This window comes from Streptomyces sp. MA5143a (assembly GCF_900290235.1).
In the GTDB taxonomy this organism is placed as follows: Bacteria; Actinomycetota; Actinomycetes; order Streptomycetales; family Streptomycetaceae; genus Streptomyces.
The window spans coordinates 214,539-239,593 of record NZ_OLMK01000026.1 but is presented as its reverse complement, the minus strand read 5'-3'; the positions used below and the strand labels follow the sequence as shown (position 1 = coordinate 239,593).

General features: G+C 70.1%; 20 protein-coding genes and 1 tRNA gene. 13 read left to right on the top strand and 8 right to left on the bottom strand.

Features of this window, described 5'->3' with window-relative positions; genetic code table 11:
* Positions 1-38 precede the first annotated feature (38 nt).
* Positions 39-4,010, top strand: a complete 3,972-nt coding sequence (gene fxsT, locus SMA5143A_RS12850) for an FxSxx-COOH system tetratricopeptide repeat protein (RefSeq protein WP_107463067.1) — start codon at positions 39-41, stop codon at positions 4,008-4,010.
* A 38-nt stretch (positions 4,011-4,048) separates the two neighbouring features.
* Here the strand turns inward: fxsT and SMA5143A_RS12845 are convergent, their stop codons facing one another.
* Entirely contained in the window at positions 4,049-4,495 is a 447-nt protein-coding gene (locus SMA5143A_RS12845) for an ATP-binding protein (protein WP_055711708.1), read from the bottom strand.
* 456 nt (positions 4,496-4,951) lie between these two features.
* On the opposite strand from SMA5143A_RS12845, the gene SMA5143A_RS12840 reads away from it, so the two are divergent.
* The 4 genes from SMA5143A_RS12840 (at position 4,952) to SMA5143A_RS12825 (ending at position 8,103) form a co-directional block, all read left to right on the top strand.
* Positions 4,952-5,728 (top strand): hypothetical protein, encoded by a 777-nt coding sequence (locus tag SMA5143A_RS12840; protein WP_181361826.1) that lies wholly within the window; start codon positions 4,952-4,954, stop codon positions 5,726-5,728.
* A gap of 291 nt (positions 5,729-6,019) precedes the next feature.
* Complete coding sequence (locus SMA5143A_RS12835; RefSeq protein WP_107463065.1) at positions 6,020-6,769, top strand: YcnI family copper-binding membrane protein; 750 nt, start codon at positions 6,020-6,022, stop codon at positions 6,767-6,769.
* Positions 6,770-6,913: 144 nt separating this feature from the next.
* On the top strand, positions 6,914-7,627 hold the full coding sequence (locus SMA5143A_RS12830) for an SCO family protein (protein ID WP_258193491.1): 714 nt from the start codon (positions 6,914-6,916) through the stop codon (positions 7,625-7,627).
* Positions 7,624-8,103, top strand: coding sequence for a copper chaperone PCu(A)C (locus SMA5143A_RS12825; protein ID WP_107463064.1), 480 nt, complete (start codon positions 7,624-7,626; stop codon positions 8,101-8,103). Before SMA5143A_RS12830 ends, SMA5143A_RS12825 begins: the two co-directional genes overlap by 4 nt.
* On the opposite strand, the gene SMA5143A_RS42565 is transcribed toward SMA5143A_RS12825, so the two are convergent.
* On the bottom strand, positions 8,048-8,461 hold the full coding sequence (locus SMA5143A_RS42565; RefSeq protein WP_146193900.1) for a hypothetical protein: 414 nt from the start codon (positions 8,459-8,461) through the stop codon (positions 8,048-8,050). The two genes, SMA5143A_RS12825 and SMA5143A_RS42565, sit on opposite strands and share 56 nt — an antisense overlap.
* Between SMA5143A_RS42565 and SMA5143A_RS12820 the strand changes: the two genes are divergently transcribed.
* From SMA5143A_RS12820 to SMA5143A_RS12800, 5 genes are all read left to right on the top strand, one after another.
* Positions 8,439-10,517, top strand: a complete 2,079-nt coding sequence (locus SMA5143A_RS12820; RefSeq protein ID WP_107463155.1) for a copper resistance CopC/CopD family protein — start codon at positions 8,439-8,441, stop codon at positions 10,515-10,517. The genes SMA5143A_RS42565 and SMA5143A_RS12820 overlap by 23 nt on opposite strands.
* 8 nt (positions 10,518-10,525) lie before the next feature.
* Positions 10,526-11,908 (top strand): iron uptake transporter deferrochelatase/peroxidase subunit, encoded by a 1,383-nt coding sequence (efeB, locus tag SMA5143A_RS12815; protein WP_107463063.1) that lies wholly within the window; start codon positions 10,526-10,528, stop codon positions 11,906-11,908.
* A gap of 258 nt (positions 11,909-12,166) precedes the next feature.
* Positions 12,167-13,102 carry a prephenate dehydratase gene (gene pheA / locus SMA5143A_RS12810; RefSeq protein WP_107463062.1) on the top strand — a complete coding sequence of 312 codons (936 nt, stop codon included), beginning with the start codon at positions 12,167-12,169 and terminating at the stop codon, positions 13,100-13,102.
* Positions 13,103-13,657: 555 nt separating this feature from the next.
* Positions 13,658-14,935, top strand: a complete 1,278-nt coding sequence (serS, locus tag SMA5143A_RS12805; protein WP_107463061.1) for a serine--tRNA ligase — start codon at positions 13,658-13,660, stop codon at positions 14,933-14,935.
* Positions 14,932-15,786 carry an HAD family hydrolase gene (locus SMA5143A_RS12800; protein ID WP_107463060.1) on the top strand — a complete coding sequence of 285 codons (855 nt, stop codon included), beginning with the start codon at positions 14,932-14,934 and terminating at the stop codon, positions 15,784-15,786. The genes serS and SMA5143A_RS12800 overlap by 4 nt, the downstream gene beginning before the upstream one ends.
* 564 nt (positions 15,787-16,350) lie before the next feature.
* On the opposite strand, the gene SMA5143A_RS12795 is transcribed toward SMA5143A_RS12800, so the two are convergent.
* From SMA5143A_RS12795 to SMA5143A_RS12770, 6 genes are all read right to left on the bottom strand, one after another.
* Positions 16,351-16,434, bottom strand: a tRNA-Ser gene (locus SMA5143A_RS12795).
* A gap of 292 nt (positions 16,435-16,726) precedes the next feature.
* On the bottom strand, positions 16,727-17,026 hold the full coding sequence (locus tag SMA5143A_RS12790; RefSeq protein WP_107463059.1) for an SGM_3592 family protein: 300 nt from the start codon (positions 17,024-17,026) through the stop codon (positions 16,727-16,729).
* Positions 17,027-17,210: 184 nt separating this feature from the next.
* The gene (locus tag SMA5143A_RS12785) at positions 17,211-17,930 is read right to left on the bottom strand and encodes an ABC transporter permease subunit (protein WP_055520940.1); all 720 of its coding nucleotides are present in this window, start codon (positions 17,928-17,930) and stop codon (positions 17,211-17,213) included.
* A 10-nt stretch (positions 17,931-17,940) separates the two neighbouring features.
* Positions 17,941-18,852 (bottom strand): ABC transporter ATP-binding protein, encoded by a 912-nt coding sequence (locus SMA5143A_RS12780; RefSeq protein ID WP_107463058.1) that lies wholly within the window; start codon positions 18,850-18,852, stop codon positions 17,941-17,943.
* Entirely contained in the window at positions 18,849-19,787 is a 939-nt protein-coding gene (locus tag SMA5143A_RS12775; protein WP_181361825.1) for an ABC transporter permease subunit, read from the bottom strand. Before SMA5143A_RS12775 ends, SMA5143A_RS12780 begins: the two co-directional genes overlap by 4 nt.
* Complete coding sequence (locus SMA5143A_RS12770; protein WP_107463057.1) at positions 19,777-20,766, bottom strand: ABC transporter ATP-binding protein; 990 nt, start codon at positions 20,764-20,766, stop codon at positions 19,777-19,779. Before SMA5143A_RS12770 ends, SMA5143A_RS12775 begins: the two co-directional genes overlap by 11 nt.
* Before the next feature lie 329 nt (positions 20,767-21,095).
* Here SMA5143A_RS12770 and SMA5143A_RS12765 point away from each other — a divergent pair, with 329 nt between their 5' ends.
* The 3 genes from SMA5143A_RS12765 (at position 21,096) to SMA5143A_RS12755 (ending at position 24,946) form a co-directional block, all read left to right on the top strand.
* Entirely contained in the window at positions 21,096-21,941 is an 846-nt protein-coding gene (locus SMA5143A_RS12765; RefSeq protein ID WP_107463056.1) for a M24 family metallopeptidase, read from the top strand.
* A complete protein-coding gene (locus SMA5143A_RS12760; RefSeq protein ID WP_107463055.1) occupies positions 21,938-23,728 on the top strand; it encodes an SDR family oxidoreductase in 1,791 nt (596 codons plus the stop codon). The genes SMA5143A_RS12765 and SMA5143A_RS12760 overlap by 4 nt, the downstream gene beginning before the upstream one ends.
* A gap of 123 nt (positions 23,729-23,851) precedes the next feature.
* Complete coding sequence (locus SMA5143A_RS12755; RefSeq protein WP_258193490.1) at positions 23,852-24,946, top strand: MerR family transcriptional regulator; 1,095 nt, start codon at positions 23,852-23,854, stop codon at positions 24,944-24,946.
* The last annotated feature ends 109 nt before the right edge of the window (positions 24,947-25,055 follow it).

Sequence of the window (25,055 nt, the reverse complement as noted above, 5' to 3'; positions counted from 1 at the left end):
GCGAAGCCGATACAAGCCGGCACGGGGGAGAGCAGCGCATGTCCGAGAGCCGCAACGGCACCGTGATCACGTTCTACTCGTACAAGGGCGGCGGCGGGCGGACCATGGCGCTCGCCAACGTGGCCTGGATCCTGGCCGCGAACGGACACCGGGTCCTGGCCGTGGACTGGGACCTGGAGGCGCCGGGCCTGCACAAGTTCTTCCATCCCTTCCTCGACGCCCGGTTGCTGCGGGGGACCCCCGGACTGATCAACCTGATCGACGACTACCGCCGGGAAGCCCTGCGCAACCTGCCCGACCGGGCGTCGGACTGGCACCGCCACTACGCCCGGGTCAGGCCGCACGCTCTGTCGTTGGACTGGGCGTTTCCCGAGGGCGGCAGCCTGGACTTCCTGTCCGCGGGCAGACGGCACCGGGACTACCCGATCGTCGGCAACATGGACTGGGACCGCTTTTGCGCCGACTACGGCGGCGGGCAGTTCTTCGACGCGATGCGCGACGACATGCAGTGCAACTACGACTACACGCTGATCGACAGCCGGACGGGCCTCAGCGACCTCGCGGACATCTGCACCGTACAGATGCCGAACACCCTGGTCGTCTGCTACACGCTGAGCGAGCAGAGCATCGAGGGTGCCGCCGCCGTCGCGCACGACATTGAGGAACTGTACGGCGAGAAGGGCATCCGCATCCTGCCCGTCGCCATGCGCATCGACCTCGGTGAGAAGGACAAGCTGGCCGCCGGCCGGGCCCGCGCCAGAGAACGCTTCTCGGGACTGCCCTCCGGCCTGAACGCCGACCAGATGGCCGACTACTGGGCGAGCGCGGAGATCCTCTACCAGCCGTACTACGCGTACGAGGAGATCCTCGCGGCCTTCGGCGACCTGCCGAAGTCAGCCAACTCCATGCTGAGCGCCTGCGAACGGCTCACCTCCGTGATCACCGAGGCGCGGGTCACCAAGCTGCCGCCGATCAGTGAGGCGAAGCGGGCCCGGTTCAAGGCCGCGTACACCCGGCAACGGCCGGTACTGCTGTCGCAGCTGACGCTCTACTACGTGTCCGAGGACCGGATGTGGGTGGAATGGTTGGAGTCGGTGCTGCGCGGTGCCGGTTTCGAGGTCGTGCCGAAGAACGTGCAGACGGTGCCGACGGCGGAGATCGGCGCCGAGGCCATGCCCGGCGGGGCGCACCGGGTGCTCGCGGCGCTCTCGCTCAGCTTCGTCGACTCCCGCCGGGCGCTGTTCGCCTGGGAGGCGGCGGTGCACTCCGGTGGCTCGGAGAAGCAGCAACAGCCGGTGTCGATCCGCGTCGACGACGTGCAGATCAGTCTGCCGTTCGCCGGCCGGAGCGTCATCGACCTCAAAGGCCTCAACGAGACCCAGGCCTACAGCGCTCTGCTGAACGGCCTCGACCGCCCCGAAGCCGTCTCCACCATCTCGCCCAGCTCGCGCGGCCTGCGCTTCCCCGGTGTGGGCAGGCGCGTCTCCAACGTCCCCGCCCGCTACCGGTGGTTCACCGGTCGCTCCACCATTCTGGACAAGCTGCGCGAGCAGTTGACCACGAACCGCCCCGGTCAGCGCGTACCGCAGGTACTGCACGGCCTCGGCGGTGTGGGCAAGACACAGCTCGCCCGTGAGTACGCCCACCGGTTCATGGCGGACTACGACGTGGTGTGGTGGGTCGACGCCGAGCAGCCCGAACTCGTCATGCCGAAGCTGGCGGCGCTCGCGCAGCACCTCGGCCTCGGTGTGGGCGGGGACGTCAAGGAGGCGGCCGACTCGGTGATCCAGGCGCTGAGGGAGGGGGAGCCGTTCAACCGCTGGCTGTTGATCTTCGACAACGTCGAGGACCTCGACAAAATGCGGAACAGGTTCCCGAAGTACACCGGTCCCGTCCCCGAGCACGTCTACGGCCACCTCCTGGCCACCACCCGCACCCGGCCCACCCTGGCGAAGGTCCAGCCGCAGGAGGTGGAGGTCTTCACCCGCGAGGAGAGCGTGGAGCACCTGTGCCGCCGGGTGCCGGGACTGAGCGAGGAGGACGCCGCGCTGGTCGCCGACGCGGTGGGCGACCTGCCGCTCGCCATCGAGGTCGCGGCGGCCTGGCTGGAGGCGACGGCCACACCCGTCGAGGGGTACATCGAGCAGCTGCGCGAACAGTCCACCCAGGTGCTCTCCGTCAAGGAGGCGGTGGAGGCCGTGGAGTACCCGAGGTCCGTGGGCGCCACGTGGAACATCTCTATCAACCGCCTCCGGGACGAGTCACCGGCCGCCGCCCGCCTCCTCGAACTCTGCGCGTTCTTCTCGGCCGAACCCATCTCGATGAGCCTCATCGGCAGCGACGCGATGATCAAAGCCCTGCTGCCGTACGACCGGGACCTGCGTGTCCGTTACATGCTGGGCCGGGTCACCCAGGCACTGAACCGGTTCGCCCTCGCCAAGGTCGACTCGACCGACAACTCCATCCAGGTGCACCGCCTCGTCCAGGCCGCCGTCCGCGACGGCATGGACGAGGCGAAGTTCGAGGACACCCTCCATGAGGTGCACCGCATTCTGGCCGCCGCCCGACCACCCGAAGAGGCCCTGGACGACCCCGCGCAATGGCCGGGCTTCGAGGTGATCTGGCCACATCTGGCGCCGTCCAACATCCGCAACTGCTCAGAGGAGGACCCGCGGCAGCTGATGGTCTACCGCGTGCGCTACCTGTGGAAACGCGGTGACCTGCACGCCGCCCGCACCCTGAGCACCCAGCTCAACGAGTTCTGGTCGGGTGAGTTCCCCGACGCGAACGACGAACAGATCCTCAACCTCCGCTTCGAGCTGGCGAATGTGCTGCGCTCGCAGGGGCAGTACCAGGAGGCCCTCGACCTCGACGAGAAGACCCTCGCCGACCAGCGGGAGCTCCTCGGCGACGACCACCCGAGCATCCTGATCACCTCCGGCAGCTTCGCCGCCGACCTGCGCGCGGTGGGCCGCTTCAAGGAGGCCCTCGATCTGGACCAGCGGATCTACCGGAGCTTCCGTGAGATCTTCGGCGAGGATCACCCTCGTACTCTGACTGCCGCCAACAACCTCGCCATCGACTACCGGCTGGCCGGCGACAGCGAGGCCGCCCTGCGGCTCGACGAGGACACCGTCCACCGCCGTACCGCGCTGCTCGGGCCGCTGCACCCGTACACCCTCACCACCAAAGGTCATCATGCGTGTGACCTGCGGGAACTGGGCGACTACAAGAACTCGGTGGAGATCCTCCGCGAGGTCCGGGAGGGCTTCAGGCAGGTCCTGAACCCGAACGTGCCCGAGGTACTGCGGGTCGACAAGAGCCTCGCGGTCTCCCTGCGCAAGGACGGCCGGACCGCGGAGGCGCTGCGCATCTCCCAGGAGACCTGGGAGACGTACGCCCTGTACCGCGACCGCTATGGCAGCAACCTCCCCGAGGCCCTGGCGTGCGGGCTCAGCCTCGCGGCGGACCACTTCGCCACAGATCTTGAGAACGGCGCCGCGCGGGCGGTCGAACTGGTCAACGAGGTGTTGGAGGGCTACAAGACCTCCTTCGGCCCCGAGCACCCGTTCGTCATGTGCTGCCTCAACAACCTGTCCATCTACCACCGGGCCCTGGGCGAGGTGGAGAAGTCCGCCGAGTTGAGCAAGGAGGCCCGTGACGCCTTGGCGGAGAGCCTCGGGGAGGGTCACCCGGCCGTGCTCTGCGCGGGCATCAATCTCGCCAACGCGTACGGGGAGATGGACATGTACGACCGTGCCGAGCGCTGGGAGCGGCTGGCCGTCGAGGGGCTGCGCCGCCGTTTCGGCCCCACCCATCCCGACGTGCTGGTCAGCATGGGCAATCTGTCGATCACTCTGCGGGACATGGGGCGTCAGGAGGAAGCCGAACGGCTCCAGCAGCAGACGGAGTCCTGCGCGTCCGTGCTGCTGGGCGACACCCATCCCGTCACCGAGTCCATCCGCGCATGGCGCCGGGTGGGCAGGGACCTGGAGCCACAGCAGACCTGAACACCGCGACCGGACGGCCACCCGGCCCGGAGCGCGCGCTACACCGCCACGAGCGGTGCGCCCTCCCGCCATTTGAGGATCTTGTCGAAGCTCACGACGGCGCCGCCGCGGCCCGGTTTGTTGCCGATGTGGACGTGGTCGGCGAGTTCGCGGATCAGGCAGAGGCCACGTCCGTTCTCGTCGTCGGCGTGGGCCTGGCGGGGCGGCTGACGGTGCGGGAAGCCGGGGCCCGAGTCGGCGACCTCGATACGGCACTTCTCGCCGTCGAGGTACGCGGTGACCCGGTACGCCTCGGAGGTGCTGCCCGACGGGACGGCGCCACCGTGCTCCACGGCGTTGGCGCAGGCTTCGCTGAGGGCGACGGAGAGGTCGTACGAGACGTCCGGGTCGACGCCCGCCGTCTCCATCGTGCCGAGCAGCAGCCGCCGGGCGAGCGGCACGCTCGCAGCATCACGCCGCAGATGGAGTGACCACCAGATGCTCATGCTCCAGCCTCCCGGCCGCGGCTCGACATACCGTTACGTATTGCCACCGAGAGGGGCGCGCAATCGCCCGGAACCGGTCCCGCCGCCCATACGGCGGATGCGGCCTCGTCACATTCGGTGTATGCGAACGAAACCCTTCCGAATCCCCCACCCCTTCCACACCTCGGGACCCAGGAATGCGGCCACGGGGGGGGCGGGCCGGGGTGCCGGGGTGTCGCGTCGCCGCGAGGGCACGGGAGGTGGGCGAAATGCCTGACTGGTGCGTTTATATCGTTTGGTGCGCGACGGTCTCCGGTGCCAAGGGCCCCTCCCCTCCCTCTGATGCCGTACCGCCGCCTGAACACCGGCCCCTCTGGTGCCGTACCGCCGCCTGAACACCGGCCCCTCCCGCCCCGTACCCCAGCGTGGGAACCCGGCGCTCCCCCGACCGGACCTCGATGGGATGATGACCCCGCCATGAAAGCCCGCACACGCACCGGAGGTGATCTCCGGGTTCTACGGGCCGCGGTGTTCGCCGCGGTCTGCGTCGTGCTGGCCGGTGCGGGCCACGCGCTCGCCTCGTGCGCGGCCGTTCCGCTGTGGAGCCTCGGTGTCGGATTCGTCGGCGTCTTCGCCGTCGCCGTCGCCCTGGCCGGCAGGGAACGCTCGCTGCCGGGGATCGCGGCCCTGCTCGCCGTGGGCCAGACCGTGCTGCACACCCTCTTCGGGCTCGGCCAGCACGGCACGGAGGCCACGTCGAAGGCCACCGCAGCCATGGACGCGGCGCTCGTCGAACGTGCCGCACGACTCGTCTGCGGGGCCACCGCGGCGGCCATGAGCCCCGCCGAGGCCCGACGGATCCTCGTCGACGCGGGGCTCGGCGGGTACGCCACGCACCACCCCGCGGACGCCATGACGACCGCGCCGGACTCCTCGGCCGCCGTCCTGCCGTCGCTGCCCATGCTGCTCGGCCATGTCCTCGCGGCCGTCGCCGCCGGGTGGCTGCTCCGCCACGGCGACCTCGCGCTGCTGCGCCTCGCCCGGCTGTCGGCCCACGAGCCGCTCGTACGGTCGCTGCGAGGGGCGCTCGCGCTGGCGCGGGCACTGCGGTCCGGGCTCCCGGGCGCGCCGGACGCCGTGTCGCGCGCCCCCCGCCCCGCGTACACCACGCCGCCGGCCCCGTGTACGACCACGCTCCAGCACACGGTGATCCGACGCGGCCCTCCGACCGCCGCGCTCACCCTCGCCGCCTGACACGACGACGGTCCACTCGCACTCACACTCCACGTACTGCCTGCGCACGGCTCGGCAGCGCGGGGCTTCACCGCCTCGCGTCGCCGCGCCGCGCATCGCACGGGGGGGGAGTCGGGGACGTCGGCGTGCGGCGCACGCGCGCGTGCGGTCGCGGTTGTGGGGAGCGGGCGTGGGTGTGGGTGCGGTGCGAGCGTGGCTCGATCCGCGCTCCTCGCGCCTCCCCTCAACTGGTCGTGACGCGTTCCCCTTCCGTCCTTTCCTCTCCTCACTCACCGTGGAGTGTCACCAGTCATGAAGGCTTCTCGTATCGCCGCCGTCGGCGCCCTTGCCGGTTCCGCCGTCCTCGTCCTGTCCGGTCCCGCGTTCGCGCACGTCAGCGTCGCGGCGGAGGGCACGGCGGCGAAGGGCGGGTACGCGACCGTCAACTTCAAGGTCCCGAACGAGCGCGACGACGCCTCCACCACCAAGGTCGAGGTGAACTTCCCGACCGACCACCCGCTCGCCTCGGCCCAGCCGGAGGCCGTCCCGGGCTGGAAGATCGAGGTCACCCGCGCCAAGCTCGACAAGCCGATCGAACTGCACGGCGAGCAGATCGACGAGGCCGTGTCCAAGGTCACCTGGACCGCCACCGGCAAGGGCATCGAGCCGGGCTACTTCCAGAAGTTCCCGCTCTCCCTGGGCCAGCTCCCGGAGGACACCGACGAACTGGTCTTCAAGGCGCTGCAGACGTACTCCAACAAGGAGGTCGTCCGCTGGATCGAGGTCCCGCAGAAGGGGCAGGAGGAGCCCGAGCACCCGGCGCCGGTGCTCGCGCTGTCCGCCGCGTCCGGCGACCACCACGGCTCGTCCACCGCCGCCTCGGACGAGTCGGAGGACGCGAAGAACGCGAAGGACGCCGAGGCCGCCTCGAAGGAGACCGCGGCCGAGCCCGCCGACAGCAGTGACACCACGGCCCGCGTGCTCGCCATCGTCGGCATCGTCGTCGGTGCCGCGGGCGTGGCGTACGGCGTCCTCGCCGGCCGTCGGCGCACCGAGGCCTGAGGCCCCCGGACTCCCGACTCCCTTCCTTTCCCCGGCGCGCACGCGGTCGTCGTACGGCGTGTGTGTCCGCCGTAGCGGCGCCCGCCCGGTGCGCGCCGGGGCTCGAACCATCTGGGACATTTCCATATGCACACGAACACGAAGATGACGAAGGACACGATGAAGATGAGGAGGACGGGGAGGACGGGGAGGACGAGGGCGAGGAAGACGTACGCGGTCGGTGCCCTGCTCGTCGCGGCCGTCCTCGGCCTCTCCGCCTGCGGCAGTGGGGACGCGTCCACGACGTCCGTCGCCGAGGTCTCCGAGACCGGGCCGACCAAGCCGTCCACGGTTCTCGACCGGCCGTTCGTCAAGCCGGACCTGGTGCTCACCGACACCGAGGGCAAGTCGTACGACCTCCGCAAGGAGACCAAGGGCAAGCCGACGTTGATCTACTTCGGCTACACCAACTGCCCCGACGTGTGCCCGCTGACCATGAACAACATCGCGGTCGCGAAGAAGGAGGTCTCGAAGAAGCTGCCGAAGTCGGAGCTGGCGAACCTCCGGATCGTCTTCGTCACCACCGACCCGGAGCGGGACACCCCCGCCGAGCTCGGCAAGTGGCTCAAAGGCATCGACCCCGAGATCGTCGGTCTGACCGGCGACTTCGACAAGATCCAGGCCGGCGCGCTCAAGCTCGGCATCTCCATCGCCCCGCCGACCAAGGACGAGAACGGCAAGACCGTCTCGGAGCACGGCACCCAGGTCATCGCGTTCTCGCCGAAGACCGACGCGGGCTATGTGCTGTACGACGACGACGCGAACGTGCAGGACTACGAGAAGGACCTGCCGAAGCTGCTCAAGGGCGCGAAGCCGTGAGGGCGCGTGCGGCGAGGGTCGCCGGGCTCGTGGCCGGTGGAATCGTGGCCGGTGGGCTCACGCTGACCGGGTGCGGCTCGTCGGACTCCTCCGGCTCCTCCGCGGCCGAGCTGTCCGTGAAGGCGGCGTACATGCCGCAGCCGGTCACCGACTCCATGGCGGCCGGATACCTCGTCATCGAGAACAAGGGCGGCGCGGCGGACGAACTCACCTCCGTGACCAGCGACCTCGCTCAGGACGTCACCGTCCACGAGACGGCCGGGCAGGCGATGAAGCAGGTCTCGGCGCTGAAGGTCCCCGCCGGTGGCGAACTCGTCCTCCGGAGCGGCGGAAACCACCTGATGTTCGAGAACCTGAAGCGCAAGCCGAAGGAAGGCGAGACGGTGTCCCTGCGGTTGAACTTCACCAAGTCCAAGGCCATCACGGTCGAGATGCCCGTGAAGTCGGCGACGTACCAGCCGACGACCGGTCACTGAGGGAGGGAACCCCGTTGAGGCCCTTGAACGGGTTGCGGCCGTCGCACCGGCCGAGACCGTCGAGTGAGGTACGGCGGTCCAGTGAGGTACGGCGGTCCAGTGCGGCGAGGCGGTCGGAGGGCGTGCGGCAGTCCAGCGCGGCCTGGCGGTCGCGGGGCGTGCGGCGGCCCAGTGCGGCGAGGCGGTCGGAGGGCGTGCGGCAGTCCAGCGCGGCCTGGCGGTCGGAGGGCGTGCGGCAGTCCGGCGCGGCCTGGCGGTCGGAGGGCGTGCGGCAGTCCGGCGTCGTGAGGCGGTCGGCCTGTGGTGCTTCGCCGTCGTCGAACCGGCTGAGGGCGTTGCTTCTGCTGCTGATCACCACGGTCGCGGCGGTGCTCGCCGGTGCCGTGCCGGTCGCCGCCCACGCCGCGCTCACCGGCAGCGACCCACAGCAGGGGTCGGTGGTCCAGGAGGCGCCGTCCCAGATCTCGCTCACCTTCTCCGAGAAGGTCGCGACGTCCGACGGCTCGGTGCGCGTGTACGACCCCAAGGGCAAGCAGGTCGACACCGGTGACATCGCCGACCTGGGCGGCAACAGCTACGGGGTGAAGCTGCGCCCCGGACAACCCGACGGCACCTTCACCGTCACCTACCAGGTGGTCTCGGCGGACAGCCACCCCGTCTCCGGCGCCTTCACCTTCTCCGTGGGGGCACCGTCTAAGACGACGGTCCCCGTGCCGGGCCAGGAGGCCGGCGGCGGGGTGGTCGGCGGGCTCTACGGCTTCGCCCGCTACCTGTCGTACGCCGGTTTCATCCTGCTGGTCGGCGGCGCCGCGTTCGTCCTGGCCTGCTGGCAGCGCGGCGCCGGGGTACGACCCGTACAGCGGCTCGTGGTCTCCGGATGGCTCACGCTCGCCGTGGCCACCCTCGCCATGCTGCTCCTGCGCGGCTCGTACACCGGCTCCGGCAAGCTCGGCGACGTCTTCGACCTGGACCTGCTCAGCGATGTCCTCCAGACGAAGACGGGCGCCGCCCTCATCTCCCGTCTGCTGCTGCTCGCCGCGGCGGCCCTCTTCATCGCGGTCCTCTTCGGCGCGTACGCCCGGCGGGACGAGGAGGACGACGAGGAGGACGACGAGAGCGTCGAGGAGAGTGAGGGAGAAGAAGAGGGCGAGGAAGGCGTCGTCCGGGAGGCGGACGGCACGGAAACGGGCGGTACGGAGACGGACCGACCGGAGGGGGCGGGTTCCGAGGACGACGACGAGCTCTCCGACGCCGACGACGGCTCCTACCAGCGGGACCTCACCTTCGGCCTGGCCATCGGTGGTGGCGTCGTCGCCGCCGGGCTCGCCGCGAGTTGGGCGATGGCCGAGCACGCCTCGACCGGTCTCCAGGCGGGCCTCGCGATGCCGCTCGACATCCTGCACCTGCTGGCGGTCGCCGCCTGGCTGGGCGGTCTGGCGACGCTGCTCGTCGCGCTGTTCCGGGCGCCCTCCGACGCACAGATCGAGACCGCGGCCGTACGCCGTTTCTCGCGGGTCGCGTTCGGCAGCGTGCTGGTGCTGACGGCCACCGGGATCTACCAGTCCTGGCGGCAGGTGGGCACCTGGTCGGCGCTGACCGGCACGTCGTACGGGCAGTTGCTGCTCGTGAAGATCGGCCTGGTCGCCGTGCTGGTCGGGATCGCGTGGATCTCCCGCCGGTGGACCGCCCAGCTGGCGGAGGCACCGGCACCGACGGAGGAGGACCGGGAGAAGGCCACGGGTGATGGCGCAGGCGTGGGTGTGGGTACGGGTACGGGTACCGCCGACGATGGCGCAAGCGTGGGTGTGGGCGGCGTCGGCGACGACGGTCGGGACGACCCCGAGCGGGCCGCCCAGCTCGCCCGGCAGCGGGTCGCGGTGGCCACCGCGCGCGAGAAGCGGCTGCGGGACGCCGATCCGGGTCGGCGAGGCCTGCGCCGGTCGGTGCTCGCGGAGGCGGGCGTCGCCGTCGTCCTCCTCGCCGTCACCACGGCCCTGACCTCCACCGAGCCGGGCCGCACCGTGGAGGAGGCCAAGGCGGCCAACGCGGCCGTCGCGCCGGACACCCAGTCGGGGGCGCTGGCGCTCGACATGTCGTTCGACACCGGGGGCAAGAACGGCAAGGGCGTCGTCCGGCTGGAGATCGACCCGGCGCGCGTCGGCGCCAACGAGATGCACGTCTACGTCCAGGGCCCCGACGGCAAGGCCCACGACATCCCCGAGGTGAAGGTCGCCTTCACCCTGGAGGCCAAGGACATCGGCCCCCTGCCCGTGGTGCCCGACCACATCGCCACCGGGCACTGGACGGCCGACGGTGTGCAGATCCCCATGGCGGGCGACTGGAACATCGAGGTCACCGTGCGCACGTCCGACATCGACCAGGTGACCGTGAGCAAGAACGCGAAGATCGGCTGAACCGCACCATGACCGACCAGTCCACCACCGTCCCGTCCGACGTCCCGTCCGAAGGGGCCCCCGCCAAGGGCACCTCTCCCAAGGGTGGGCCCGCCAGGGTTTCCGAGGCTGCCCCTTCCGACGGAGCGATCTCCCGACGCCGTCTGCTCGGTACCGCCGGTGCCACCGGTCTCGCCCTGGGCGCGGCCGGGGGAGCCGTCGGATACGCGGCCGGGTCCTCGTTCGCGTCCGACCCGTCGTCCTCGTCCACCTCCGGGGAGGAGGTCGCCCCGCTCTCCTCCCTCGGGGCCGGAGAGGTGATGTTTCACGGGAAACATCAGCCGGGGATCACGACGCCGCTCCAGGCCCGCGGCCACCTCGTCGCGTTCGACCTGGCCGCCGGGGCGGGTCGCAAGGAGGCCGCAGCGCTGCTGCGCCGCTGGTCGGAGACGGCCCGGCGGCTGATGGCGGGTGAGGCCGCGGCCCAGGACGACACGGGCGTGGCGCGCGACGCCGGACCCTCCTCGTTGACGGTCACCTTCGGCTTCGGGCACAGCTTCTTCGCCCGGACGGGGCTGGAGAAGCAGCGCCCCGACTCGCTGGACCCGTTGCCGGACTTCTCCTCCGACCACCTGGACAAAGCGCGCAGCGACGGCGATCTATGGGTGCAGATCGGCGCCGACGACGCCCTCGTCGCCTTCCACGCCCTGCGCACGATCCAGAAGGACGCGGGCGGCGCGGCCCGGGTGCGCTGGCAGATGAACGGCTTCAACCGTTCGCCGGGGGCCACGGCGCATCCCATGACAGCCCGCAATCTGATGGGCCAGATCGACGGCACGCGCAATCCCAAGCCCGCCGAGCCCGACTTCGATGAGCGGATCTTCGTACCCGCGTCGGGGGCGTCCGGCGAGCCGGCGTGGATGGCGAACGGTTCGTACGCCGTCGTACGCCGTATCCGCATGCTCCTCGACGACTGGGAACAGCTGTCGCTGAAGGAGCAGGAGAACGTCATCGGGCGGCGGAAGTCGGACGGCGCTCCCCTGAGCGGGGGCGCGAAGGCGACGGAGACGACGGAGATGGACCTGGAGAAGACCGACTCCCGTGGAGATCTGCTCGTCCCGATCAACGCGCACGCCCGGATCAGCCGCCCCGACCAGAACGGTGGCGCGGCCATGCTGCGCCGGCCGTTCTCCTTCCACGACGGCATCGACGCGAAGGGCGTCCCGGACGCGGGCCTCCTCTTCGTCTGCTGGCAGGCCGACCCGCTCCGCGGCTTCGTCACTGTCCAGCGCAAACTCGACCGCGGCGACGCCCTCTCCACCTTCATCCGCCACGAGTCCAGCGGCCTCTTCGCGGTGCCGGGCGGCGCGGCGAAGGGCGAGTACGTGGGCCAGCGGCTGCTGGAGGGGTAGCGGGTACGGCGCCGGCCAGCGGCTGCTGGAGGGGGAGCGGGTACGGCGCCGGCCAGCGGCTGCTGGAGGGGGAGCGGGTACGGCGCCGGGGGTCGGCTGAGGTGCTGCCGAGCTTCGGGGCTGACGTCTTGCTGGGGTTCGGTGCCGAGGTCCGGTGCCGGGCCCGCTCGTGGGGGCGCTCCGGCGTCGGAGTCGTCCGCGGGGGTGGTGTGGACGTAGTCGTGCGCCGTCCCCGTGCAGGCCCATTAGGGTGAGGTCATGCCAGCCAGCTACGTGTACCTCGGCCCCGAGGGCACCTTCACCGAGGTCGCCCTGCGCACGCTGCCGGAGTCCGCGACCCGCGAGCTCGTCCCGATGGTGTCCGTACCCGCCGCCCTCGACGCCGTCCGTACCGGCGAGGCCGAGGCGGCCTTCGTCCCGATCGAGAACTCCGTCGAGGGCGGTATCACCACCACCCTCGACGAACTGGTCGCCGGCGCCCCGCTGATGATCTACCGCGAGGTGCTCCTGTCGATCACCTTCGCGCTGCTGGTCCGCCCGGGCACGAAGCTCTCCGAGATCAAGACGGTCACCGCGCACCCGGCCGCCCAGCCGCAGGTCCGCAACTGGATGAAGGCCAACCTGCCCCCCGACGTCGTCTGGGAGTCCGCCGCCTCGAACGCCGACGGCGCCCGGCTCGTCCAGGAGGGCCGCTACGACGCCGCCTTCGCCGGCGAGTTCGCGGCCTCGCGGTACGGCCTGGAGGCCCTGGAGACGGAGATCCACGACGCGGAGAACGCCCAGACCCGGTTCGTCCTGGTCGGCCGCCCCGCCCGGCCCGCCGCCCCGACCGGCGCCGACAAGACCTCGGTCGTCATCTGGCAGCGCGACGACCACCCCGGTGGTCTGCGCGATCTGCTCGGCGAGTTCGCCGTCCGTGGCGTCAACCTCATGCTGCTCCAGTCCCGCCCGACCGGTGAGGGCATCGGCAACTACTGCTTCGCCATCGACGCCGAGGGCCATATCTCCGACCGCCGGGTGGCCGAGGCGCTGATGGGCCTCAAGCGGGTCTGCCTTCAGGTGCGCTTCCTCGGCTCGTACCCGCGTGCGGACGCCGCCGTGGCGAAGGTGCGGCCCACGCTGACGGGGACCTCGGACGCCGAGTTCGTCGCCGCCGCGGACTGGGTGGCGCGCTGCCAGGACGGTCGGTTCTAGGCCACGCGGCTGGTCCTACCTGCTTATTTTCTTTGTCCACAGAAGTTATCCACAGGTGGGCTTCTCGATCTGGGGACAAGTCGACAGCGCAGTGCCACGCAGTCGACAAATCCCCTTGCGGACCGCACTCTGTCCACACCCCCGTAGATCACCCTTCGTCCACGCGTTTCCCGAGGTCAATCCTTTAGAGCGACCCATTCCCCCATGAATCCACTCGAACGTGGGCGTGAGGGCGGTTTGAGTCGGGAATCCTGGAGTCGACCACCGCCTTTCGAAACGATCTTCCCGGCCGTCCACAGATCTTTCGCACAGCCTGTGGATAACTTTTCCGCACCGTGGATCCCTGTGGACGATCAGGCCCCAAGTCCCGTACGCCGCAAGGGATTCGAGTCAACCAAAGGCCATCTTCGCGCCTACTTTCAGGGAATCGGCCCACAATTCATTGACGTCCACCAACCTCATGAACGCGGTGGACATTTCACGCAAATCGTTACTGCGGCGACGTACCGCAATTCCGAGTCGTGGGGCGGAAGCACTCCCCGGTAGCCTTGAGGGGTGATTGACCTTCGCCTGCTTCGTGAGGACCCCGACCGTGTGCGCGCGTCCCAGCGCGCCCGTGGAGAGGACGTCGCGCTCGTCGACGCTCTCCTGTCTGCCGACGAGCGGCGCAGGTCCTCCGGCGTCCGCTTCGACGAGCTCCGCGCCGAACAGAAGTCGCTCGGCAAGCTGATCCCCAAGGCCACCGCCGACGAGAAGGCCGAGCTGCTCAAGCGCGCGGAGCAGCTCAAGGCCGACGTCAAGGCCGCCGACGCCGAGCGGGACGCCGCCGACACCGAGACCCAGGAACTCCTCCTCCAGCTCGGCAACCTCGTCCACCCCGACGTCCCCGTCGGCGGCGAGGAGGACTTCGTCACGCTGGAGACGCACGGCGAGATCCGCGACTTCACGGCCGAGGGCTTCGAGCCCAAGGACCACCTGGAGCTGGGCACGCTCCTCGGTGCCATCGACACCGAGCGCGGCGCCAAGGTCTCGGGCTCGCGCTTCTACTTCCTGACGGGCGTCGGCGCCCTCCTGGAGCTCGCCCTCGTCAACGCGGCGATGGCCCAGGCCACCGCGGCCGGCTTCACCCCGATGCTGACCCCGGCGCTGGTCCGCCCGCAGTCGATGGCCGGCACCGGCTTCCTCGGCCAGGCCGCCCAGGACGTCTACCACCTGGACAAGGACGACCTCTACCTGGTCGGCACCTCCGAGGTGGCGCTCGCCGCGTACCACATGGACGAGATCATCGACGCCGACCGCCTCCCGCTGCGCTACGCCGGCTTCTCGCCGTGCTTCCGCCGTGAGGCCGGTTCGCACGGCAAGGACACCCGAGGCATCTTCCGCGTCCACCAGTTCGACAAGGTGGAGATGTTCTCGTACGTCACCCCGGAGGACTCCCAGGCCGAGCACCAGCGCCTGCTGGAGTGGGAGAAGCAGTGGCTGACGTCGCTGGAACTGCCGTTCCGCGTCATCGACGTCGCCTCCGCCGACCTCGGTTCCTCGGCCTCGCGCAAGTTCGACTGCGAGGCGTGGATCCCCACCCAGGGCAAGTACCGCGAGCTGACCTCGACCTCGGACTGCACCGAGTTCCAGTCCCGTCGGCTGTCGATCCGCGTCCGTGACGGCAAGCAGGTCCGTCCGCTGGCCACGCTCAACGGCACGCTGTGCGCCGTCCCGCGCACGATCGTCGCGATCCTGGAGAACCACCAGCAGGCCGACGGCTCCGTCCGTGTCCCCGAGGTCCTGCGCCCGTACCTGGGCGGACGCGAGGTCCTGGAGCCGGTCACCAAGTGAGCGACTCGGCTGCCACCGGGGAAGCGCCCGCAGGGGCTCTCTCCGCGCCCTCGGGCTTCCCGTACAAGCTGATCGCGACCGACCTCGACGGAACGCTCCTGCGCTCCGACGACTCGGTCTCGGAGCGCACCCGTGAGGCGCTCGCCGCGGCCACCGCGGCGGGCGCCGCCCACATCGTCGTCACCGGCCGGGCCGTCCCCTCGAGCCGCCACATCCTCGACGACCTCGGCTACCGCGGCCTGGCCGTCTGCGGCCAGGGCGCCCAGGTGTACGACGCCGGGGAGCACCGCCTCCTCACGGCGGTCACCCTGGACCGGAAGCTCGCCGCGGTGGCCCTCGCCAAGATCGAGGCGGAGGTCGGCCCGCTGTACCTGGCCGCCAGCCGCGCGGGCCTGGACGGCGAGCTGCTGGCCGGCCCGGGCTATGCCTTCCGCGGCTCCCTCCCCACGGTCCCGTTCACGGACGTGTCCGACCTCTGGTCGGCGCCCCTCAACAAGATCTACCTACAGCACCCCACCTTGACCACCGACGAACTCACCGAAGCCGCCCAGCGGGCGGCCGGCGGCTTCGTCACGGTGGCCATGGCCGGCGAGGGCATAGTCGAACTCCTCCCCCTCGGCCTCACCAAGGCCACCGGGCTCTCCCTCGCCGCGCGCCGCCTCGGGGCCAAGGCCGCCGACACGATCGCCTTCGGCGACATGCCGAATGACATCCCCCTGCTCACCTGGGCCGCGCACGGCGTCGCCATGGCCAACGCCCACCCCACCCTCAAGTCCGTCGCCGACGAGGTGACCTCCTCCAACGAGACGGACGGCATCGCCGAGGTCCTGGAACGCCTGCTCCCCACCTGAGCCTGCTCACGCCGCGACGACCGGCCGCCGACGAGTCACGCCGACCTCGGGGTCGAGGACTTCGAGGTGGCCGGACTTCGGTCCAGCGGGTCTGAGGTCCACGGGCTGGAGAGCGATGGCCGGGGCCAGCGGATCTGAGGCCTGGGGAACCGAGGTCAGTGGGGCTGGGGATCCGTCTGGGGGGGCGGGGCTCGGTCTGGGGGTTGGGCTGGGGCTGGGGGCGGGGCGAAGGCTCGTTCTGGAGGTCGGTGGGCTGAGGCTTCGGGGGCGACAGCCGGGGTCTGGGGCCTGTAGGTCCGAAGCCTGGCGGTTGCGGAGCGATGGCCGGGGTCGATGGATCCGGGATCTGTGGGTGGGGGAGCGACGGCCCCGGGGCGGGCGTGGCCGGGCGTCGTCCCGGCTGAGCCGTCACCTGGGATCGGCCTCCTCGCCTGACGGCGCGGTCTGGATCAGCAGGTGGCCACGGCCCCGGCGCGGGTCGGTGGCTCGGCACCAACACCGAAGACCTTGACACGCGCCCCCAGCCCCAAGCACTCGGCCCAAGTCACAGCGACAGCGATCCGGCGGAGGATGCACGATTCGAACGTGCGCGGGCAAAACCCGACCACGGCTTAGCAAGCCGGTGCCTTACCACTCGGCCAATCCTCCGGGTGGGCGACCCACGCGAAGCGATTCGCGTGCTCGAAGCGGCCGCCCCGGGCAGTTCCCTTGCGGCGCGAACTCGACGGAGGGGTAACTACTCCGGACTCCGCCGCGGACTGCCCTGTCGGGAACTCGACGTACTGCGCCTGATGAACAGCATCGCCGGGCTCCTCTCCCAGAACGTGGTGCCACCTCGATCCGGCGGCCTGAACACCAACCACTCTGCCTGGCGCCCGAGTTGTCCGCCACCGAATATCGCCCGCGCCCATCCCACCGTGGCCGTGGCCGTGGAGAACGGTCAGCGGCGACGCCACTTGCGCCGACGCGCCTTGCTGAAGAACCACCCGGCAGGCGGTTCGTCCGACCGCCACGGCTGGGGATCGGGCGCCTGCTCCCGCCAACGCGCCGCGAGCATCCGGGCTCTCGCCGACGGCTCGGCGGTCTCCGCGGACCGTATGAAGTCCTCATCCAGAACGAGGTCGTCCCAGCCCGCCGACTCGTCGCGGCTCGTGCCCCCGGCCCCTGACGCCGCCTCGGAACCGCCCCCGGACACCCTGTCCTGCCCTTCGCCCCCGTCGGGTGTGACCTCAGCCGTCATCCCGGTGCCCTCCTGCCTCCTGGCCGCCCTTCCTGGCCGTCTCCTACCGCTTCGCACCCCTTGCCCAGTGTGCCTGGAGGTGTGTGAAGCCTCCGTCAAGCCCTCGGCCACCATGGCAGAGAGGCCCGTCGAGGCGGCTGCGTGCCCGAAAGGGCGTCCGCGGCCGCCTCCCCGGAGGGGTGCGTCACTCCTCGCCGGCCAGCTTCAGCGTCCGCAGCTTCTGTCCCGCGTACCAGGTGGCCCCGGCCGTGACGACCGTCAGCAGGATCACCGCCGTGGACAGTCCGACTTCGGAGGTCACGAGGTCTCCGTCGGTGACCTTCTGGGCCACGGCGAGGGACCACTGCTGGACACTGAGCGTGCGTGCCCCCTGCACCAGCGACCCGAACAGGGCTTCCCAGACGAGCGCGTAGACCAGTCCGAAGACCACCGCGTGCCGGGTCACCGTGCCAAGGAGCAGGAACATCGCCGCGTACGCGATGGAGGCGACCAGAGCCGCCACCGTGTAGGCGACCGCGATCTGCTGCCCGTTGCCGTTCAGGATCAGGCCCGCGACGAACGTCGGTATCGCCGAGAAGGCCATGGTCACGGCGATCGCCACGATCAGCTTCGTGAAGATGATCGTCGACCGCTTCACCGGCTTCGCCAGCAGATACACCACCGAACCGTCGTCGATCTCAGGCCCGATCGCGCCCGTCCCCGCGATGACGCCGATGATCGGCACCATGGTGGCGAGCGCGAACCCGCCGAGCAGGTCGGCCGCGACCTGGTCGTCGGCTCCGCTCAGACCGCGTACGGCCGCGGAGATCACCAGCAACAGCACCGGCAGCGCGGCGAGAATGAGAGCCCGACGGCGGCCGAGCAGGGCCCGGTAGGTGAGCCGGGCGACTGTGGGGTCGTACATCTTCGGCCTCCTACGCCGTGACCAGATACGAGAACACGGACTCGAGGGACTCGTCCGACGGCGAGACCGTGAGCAGACGGATGCCCTGGTCCCGGGCGACCTTCGGCAGCAGAGCGGTGAACCGTCCGAAGTCGACAGCCTGGATGCGCAGCGCGCCCTCGGTCACATCCACTTCGATGCCGGCGGTCGACGGATCGGCGATCAGCGCGGCGGCCAGCGCCCGGTCGTCGCTGGAACGCACCAGATAGACGTGCGGCCGGTCCGTCATCAGGCGCCGGATGCGCCGGAAGTCGCCGCTCGCCGCGTGCCGCCCGGCGACTATCACCTCGATGTGGGAGGCCAACTGCTCCACCTCTTCGAGGATGTGCGACGAGAACAGCACCGATCGGCCCTCGTCGCCCATGCGCCGCAGCAAGTCCATGAGCTGCATGCGCTGGCGCGGGTCCATACCGTTGAACGGCTCGTCGAGCAGCAGTAGGGAGGGGTCGTGGACCAGGGCGGACGCCATCTTCACGCGCTGCCGCATGCCCTTGGAGTACGTCGAGATCTTGCGGTCCTGCGCGTACTCCATCTCCACCGTGGCGAGCGCCCGTTGGGCCGCCGTCGCCCCCAGGCCCTGCAACTCGGCGTTGGCGACGACGAACTCACGGCCCGTGAGGAAGTCGTACATCGCCTCCCGCTCGGGGACGATGCCGATGTCCTTGTAGATCTTCTCGTTGCGCCAGACCGGCCGGCCGTCGAGAGTGACCGTGCCCGTGGAGGGGGCGAGGAAGCCGCCCATCATGTTGATGAGGGTGGACTTCCCGGCGCCGTTCGGGCCGAGGAGGCCGGTGACGCCGGGGCCGATGGTCATCGTGATGTCATTGACCGCCACCACGTTGCCGAACCAGCGTGAGACGTGGTCGATGTTGAGCGTGGTCACAGCCCGGCCTTTCGGTAGCGGCGCATCAGCAGGCCGTAGGAGCCCACGATGAGACCCAGGACGACGAGGAGGTAGACGACCCCCTGTCCGCCGGACGGCCCGTGCCCGCCGGGAAAGGCGGAGGTGGCGCCCAGGAAGGCGGTCTGCACGCCGTCTATGAGCGTGATCGGCGAGAAGAGGCCGAGCCAGGGGATCACGCCACTGCTGGACTGCGCGTCGGCGATGGCCTGGACGACGGACACGGCTCCGTAGGAGATGGTGAAGACCGCGATGACGGCGGCGATGCCGAACCCTCGGCGAGGCGTGACCGCGGAGATCACCAGACCGATGCCGGCGAAGAGGAGTGACAGCAGTGCCACGGACACCAGTCCTTGTGCGAAGCCCTTGGTCTGGTCGGTGAAGTCCAGCTTGGCCAGCAGGGCGCCCACGTAGAGCACGACGAGGGGGACGGCGGTGATGATGAAGAGCGCCGAGGTCAGTGCGGCGTACTTGGAGCGCACGTAGTCCGAGGTCTCGATCGGGCGCGAGAAGTACAACGGCACCGTCTTGAAGCGCAGATCGAGAGAGACGGACTGGGGCGCCTGGGAGGCGACGTACAGCCCGATGACGGCCTGCATGATGATCGCGTAGTCGGTGTACTTGATGGGCAGGTCGTTGGCCTTGGTGGCGACCGCGACCGCCACCATGATGGCCGCCGGCACGCACATCACCGCGAAGAGCATCATCGGCAGCACCTTGGACTTGGCCGAACGGCCGAGCCCGTACGCACCGCGCAGGGACTGCGAGTAAAGCGAGCGGCGGGCGTAGGCGCGGCCCAGACGGGGGCCGTCGTAGCTGCGGTAGCCGATGTTGTGAATTCGGCTCTGTTCGCCGGTGCGTGTGGGCTGTGCACCGGCCTGAGCCGGGGCCTGGGCCCGGGTCTGCTCAACCGCCATGGCCGACCGCCTCCTTCCAGGCATCCTGCGTGCGCTGCGAAAGTGCCTGCTCGTCGCTGTCCTGGAACACGTCGGCGATGTGGTGCCTGCGCTGCTCCATGCGGACCAGACCGAGGCCCAGATCGGCGACGACGTCACGGATCAGGTCGTAGGTCTCCTCGCCCTGCGCGGTGAGCAGGAGGATGTGCCCGGCGCCGGGAAGGCCGCTGCCGTCGGAGACGGTCACCCCGCGCGCCTGGAGCGCCTCACGCAGCGCGCTGGTGCCGTCGGGGTGCTCGTCGGTGTCCGTGACCTCGATCGCGAGGGTGGCCGTGCTCTGGGTGAAGTCCCGGGTGGAGCTGGACCGCAGGAGCTTGCCGCCGTCGATCACCACGACGTGGTCGCAGGTGCGCTCCAGCTCGCCCAGCAGGTGCGATGTGACCAGGACCGAGATGCCGAAGTCGGTGTGGATGCGGCGGATGAGGCCGAGCATCTCGTCCCGGCCGACCGGGTCGAGGCCGTTCGTCGGCTCGTCCAGGAAGACCAGTTGTGGGTCGTGCACCAGGGCCTGGGCCAGCTTCACGCGCTGCTTCATGCCGGTGGAGTAGCCGCCCATCGGGCGGTACCGCTCCTCGTAGAGGCCGACATGACGCAGGGTGTCAGCGGTCCGCTCTCGGGCGGCGGTCGGCGGAAGCCCCGAGATTCGGGCCATGTGCACGACGAACTCGGTGGCCGACACATCGGGCGGCAGGCAGTCGTGCTCCGGCATGTATCCGACGCGCTCGCGGATGGCGCCGCCCTTGCTGGCGACGTCCAGGCCGAGCACCTCGGCACGGCCTTCCGTGGCGGGGGACAGACCCAGGAGGATCTTGATCAGCGTGGACTTGCCGGCGCCATTGGCACCGACGAGTCCCGTCACACCGGGTCCGATGTCCACGGAGAGCCGGTCAAGAGCGGTCACCCTCGGGAACCGCTTGCTCAGGCTTTCGGTCGCGATCACAGTCACGATTTCGACATTAGGGCCGGGGAGCCTTCGGGGTCGTCACCCCGCAGAGCTGTCTCGACGTCACCCTCGAGTCGTACGGGCCCGTAGGGGGCATCAACCGTCAGTCCCCCTAGGGGTCACCCTGAGGTCGAACAACCGGCAGGCCAGGGCCCGGCGGAAGGGGTCGCCGCGATGGGAGAACGACTGGCTTCTCGAATTGGTGCCCGCCGGTTCTCCACAGCCTCGGACATCCCCTATTGACGCAGTCGCCAATCACTGTCACATTCGTCGATGTCACATTGCGAACACGGACCGTAGCCGACGGAGACAGGTGGGGCGGTGACATGAGCTCGGTGACAGGGGAACGCGCGGCGGACCTGCGGGGGTTCCGTGAGGTGCAGACCCTCGCGTACGAATGTGCGGAAGCGGTCGCGGCCCAGTTGAAGCCGGGCGTGACCGAGCGCGAGGCGGCGCGGATGCAGCGTCGCTGGCTGCGGGAGCGTGGGGTGCGGGACTGGTTCCATCTGCCCTTCGCCTGGTTCGGTGACCGCACGGCGTTCGTGAACTTCCGCATACCGCTGCAGTTCTTCCCCACCGACCGCCGTCTCGAGCCGGGCATGCCGTTCATCCTCGACATGGCCCCCGTCCACAAGGGCTACACCGCGGACATCGGCTACTCGGGTTGCCTCGGCCCCAGTCCCCTGCACGACAAACTGATGGCGGACCTCGAAGCGCACCGGGAGCTGATCCTGCGCGAGGTGCGCGAGCGGCGTTCACTGCGGGAGATATACGAGGACGTGGACCGGCTGATGATCCGCCAGGGGTACGCCAACCGCCATCGCGCCTATCCCTTCGGCGTCATCGCGCACAAGGTCGACCAGGTCAAGGAACGTCGCTGGTCACCTCATGTCTTCGGGTTCGGCACACAGGCGCTGAGAGGCCTGGCGGCGGACGCGCTGCACGGGCACCGTGACGGCTGGTCGCCCTTGTGGTCCCCGTACCGGTTCTCGGACCATCCGCCGCAGCCCGGGCTGTGGGCGGTCGAGCCGCACCTCGGCTTCCGCGGCACCGGCGCCAAGTTCGAGGAGCTCCTGGTCGTCACCGACTCCCGGGACCCGGAGGAGAGCGCGTTCTGGCTGGACGACGACCTGCCGCACGTACGGCGGTGGGCGGAGGAGAAGTGCCGATGAGCGAGGGGGAAGAGGTGAAGGCTTCGGTGGGGCCGGCAGGTGCGCGGGAGCGCCGGGTGCGCGCGGACGGGGTCGAGCTGTGCGTGGCCGAGCTGGGCGACCCACAGCAGCCGACCGTGCTGCTCGTGCACGGCTATCCCGACTCCAAGGAGGTCTGGTCCGAGGTGGCCACGCACCTCGCCGAGCGCTTCCACGTGGTGTTCTATGACGTGCGCGGCCACGGCGGGTCGACGGCGCCGCGGCCGTTGCGCGGCGGCTTCACCCTGGAGAAGCTGACGGACGACTTCCTCGCGGTCGTGGACGCGGTCAGCCCCGGCCGGCCCGTTCATCTCGTGGGACACGACTGGGGCTCGGTGCAGGGCTGGGAGTTCGTGACAGTCGAGCGCACCGAGGGCCGCATCGCGTCCTTCACGTCGATGTCCGGACCCTCGCTCGACCATCTCGGCCACTGGATCAAGCGGCGCACGAAGTTGCCCACCCCGCGCCGGCTCGGCCAGCTTCTCAACCAGGGCGTCAGGTCCTGGTACATCTATGCGCTCCACACACCCGGACTGCCCGAGTTCGCCTGGCGCGGTCCGCTCGGCAAGCGGTGGCCCGGCATGGTCCAGCGGGCCGAGAAACTGTCGCCGAGCGGGGGCTATCCGTCCAGGTCGCTGCCTGAGGACGCCGCACACGGCGTGTGGCTGTACCGGGACAACGTACGGCCCCGCCTCGCCGAGCCGCGGGACGACGCGTACGCGCACGCGCCCGTACAGCTCATCACTCCCCTCGAAGACGCGTTCCTGTCCGAGCGGCTCTACGACGAACTGGAGCAGTGGGCTCCGCGGCTGATCCGTCGCACTCTCCCCGCCAAGCACTGGATCCCGCGCACACGCCCTCACCAACTGGCGGCCTGGATCACCGAATTCGTCACGGCCACCGACGGCGGACGCCCAGCACCCGCAGCGGCCACCGGCAAGTACGCCGACCGGTTCGGCGGGCAGTTGGTGCTGGTCACCGGCGCCGCGGGCGGGATCGGGCGGGCCACGGCGTTCGCGTTCGCCGAAGCCGGTGCGCGTGTCATCGCCGTCGACCGGGACGCGGAGGGCGCGGCCCGCACCGCGGAACTGTCCCGGCTGATCGGCGCCCCCGAGGCCTGGGCCGAGACGGTCGACGTCTCCGACGAGCAGGCCATGGAGAAACTCTCCGAGAAGGTCGCCGCCGAGTACGGGGTGGTGGACGTCCTGGTGAACAACGCCGGGATCGGCCTCTCGGGCTCCTTCCTCGACACCACCCCCGAGGACTGGCGGAAGGTCCTCGACGTCAATCTGTGGGGCGTGATCCACGGCTGCCGCCTCTTCGGCAGGCAGATGGCCGAACGCGGGCAGGGCGGCCACATCGTCAACCTCGCCTCAGCCGCGGCCTATCTGCCCTCACGGACACTGCCCGCCTACAGCACCTCCAAGGCGGCCGTGCTCATGCTCAGCGAATGCCTCCGAGCGGAGCTGGCCGGCAAGGGCATCGGGGTCTCGGCGATCTGCCCCGGCATCGTCAACACCAACATCACCTCGACCGCCCGCTTCACCGGCGTCGACGCCGCGGAGGAGAAGCGCCGACAGCGGAACGCCGCCCGGCTGTACGGTCTGCGGAACTACCCTCCTGAGAAGGTCGCCGACGCTGTTCTGCGGGCAGTGGTGCGCAACCAGGCCGTTGTGCCGGTCACCCCGGAGGCCCGCGGCGGCCACCTCATGGCGCGCTTCACTCCCAGGGCGCTGCGCGCCTTCGCCCGACTGGAACCCCGGCTGTGAGCCCGCGCGAAGAGCACCCCGGCACGTACTACGGCGGCGGCGATCGTACAAGCGGGGACGTAGACGGCGAGATCGCCCGGGCCGTCTCGTACGTGGGCGCAAAGCGAAGGAGGCGGGGAAGGTATGAGGACCATGAACGACAAACCGGCAGAGACGACCGGCGCGCCCACGGCTGCGGCGCGCCCGCCCGCCACCGCCACACCGCAGGCCACCGCGGTCAGTGCCCCCACCACCGCGCTCCCGCCCGTCGGAACTCGCCTGCCCGCACCCACCTCCACCCCCAGCCCCGCCTCCACCTACCGCATCGAGGATCTGGCGCACCTCAGCGGCACCACCGTTCGCACCATCCGCGCCTACCAGGACAAGGGGCTGCTCCCCCGCCCCGAGCGGCGCGGCCGGGCGAACGTCTACTCGGGGGCCCATCTCCAGCGGCTGCACCAGATCGCGGACCTCCTCGACCGCGGATACACCTTGGCCTCCATCAAGGAACTCCTCGAGGCCTGGGACGCGGGCCGCGGCCTGGGAGGGGTGCTCGGCCTGGTCGCCGAGGTCGACGGACCGTGGACCGACGAGGAGGCCGTCCGGATCACCCGGTCCGAGTTGGTCGAGCGGTTCGGCGGGGTTCCGGACGAGGCCGCCGTGACGGACGCGGTCGAGTTGGGTGTACTGGAACCGGTGCCCGGTGACGGCGACCTCTTTCTCGTGCCGAGCCCTCAAGAGCTGGCCGTCGCCGCCGAGTTGCATGCCGCCGGAGTTCCGTTGTCGGCGATCACGGGCCATCTGAGGGAGTTGAGGGGGCAGATCGAGCACATCGCCGCCCGTTTCCTGGACTTCACCACCGAGCACGTGTTCGCTCGCTATCTCAGCGGGCTCCAGCCTCCGAGCGAGGCGGAAACAGTCGAAGCCGCAGCCCTGGTACGTCGGCTGCGGCCTCTCGCCCAGCAGTCGGTGGACGCGGAACTCGCCCGCGCGATGCGCTCGTTGGCGACCCGACACCTCAGACAGCATCTCGGTGCCGACGCCCCTGTGCAGCGGACGAGCGAGTCGTTCCCGGTACAGATCCCGGCCTCCACAATTCAAGCGGTCGAGAGGCTCGTCGGCCCCGAGCACCTCCAGGCGTTCATCACAGCGGCCGTGGAACGAGAGGTGCAGACACGAACCTTGGACTCCCTGACAGCAAGTGCGCAAAATATGAGCGAACTTGATCAATCCCCCTGAAGAGGGTGCCGGGTTGTCCACAGAATCTTCAATTCCCCTGTGGATAACTCCACTTGGCTGTGGATCAAACATCCCGCCCAAAATCGCGTGCGTGACGCGTGTCTCGCGG

What these genes read in the sequence shown, in the direction of transcription:
- fxsT (WP_107463067.1), top strand. Translation starts at nt 39, where the DNA reads ATGTCCGAGAGCCGCAACGGCACCGTGATCACGTTCTACTCGTACAAG.
- SMA5143A_RS12845 (WP_055711708.1), bottom strand. Translation starts at nt 4,495, where the DNA reads ATGAGCATCTGGTGGTCACTCCATCTGCGGCGTGATGCTGCGAGCGTG.
- SMA5143A_RS12840 (WP_181361826.1), top strand. Translation starts at nt 4,952, where the DNA reads ATGAAAGCCCGCACACGCACCGGAGGTGATCTCCGGGTTCTACGGGCC.
- SMA5143A_RS12835 (WP_107463065.1), top strand. Translation starts at nt 6,020, where the DNA reads ATGAAGGCTTCTCGTATCGCCGCCGTCGGCGCCCTTGCCGGTTCCGCC.
- SMA5143A_RS12830 (WP_258193491.1), top strand. Translation starts at nt 6,914, where the DNA reads ATGACGAAGGACACGATGAAGATGAGGAGGACGGGGAGGACGGGGAGG.
- efeB (WP_107463063.1), top strand. Translation starts at nt 10,526, where the DNA reads ATGACCGACCAGTCCACCACCGTCCCGTCCGACGTCCCGTCCGAAGGG.
- pheA (WP_107463062.1), top strand. Translation starts at nt 12,167, where the DNA reads ATGCCAGCCAGCTACGTGTACCTCGGCCCCGAGGGCACCTTCACCGAG.
- SMA5143A_RS12790 (WP_107463059.1), bottom strand. Translation starts at nt 17,026, where the DNA reads ATGACGGCTGAGGTCACACCCGACGGGGGCGAAGGGCAGGACAGGGTG.
- SMA5143A_RS12785 (WP_055520940.1), bottom strand. Translation starts at nt 17,930, where the DNA reads ATGTACGACCCCACAGTCGCCCGGCTCACCTACCGGGCCCTGCTCGGC.
- SMA5143A_RS12775 (WP_181361825.1), bottom strand. Translation starts at nt 19,787, where the DNA reads ATGGCGGTTGAGCAGACCCGGGCCCAGGCCCCGGCTCAGGCCGGTGCA.
- SMA5143A_RS12765 (WP_107463056.1), top strand. Translation starts at nt 21,096, where the DNA reads ATGAGCTCGGTGACAGGGGAACGCGCGGCGGACCTGCGGGGGTTCCGT.
- SMA5143A_RS12760 (WP_107463055.1), top strand. Translation starts at nt 21,938, where the DNA reads ATGAGCGAGGGGGAAGAGGTGAAGGCTTCGGTGGGGCCGGCAGGTGCG.
- SMA5143A_RS12755 (WP_258193490.1), top strand. Translation starts at nt 23,852, where the DNA reads ATGAGGACCATGAACGACAAACCGGCAGAGACGACCGGCGCGCCCACG.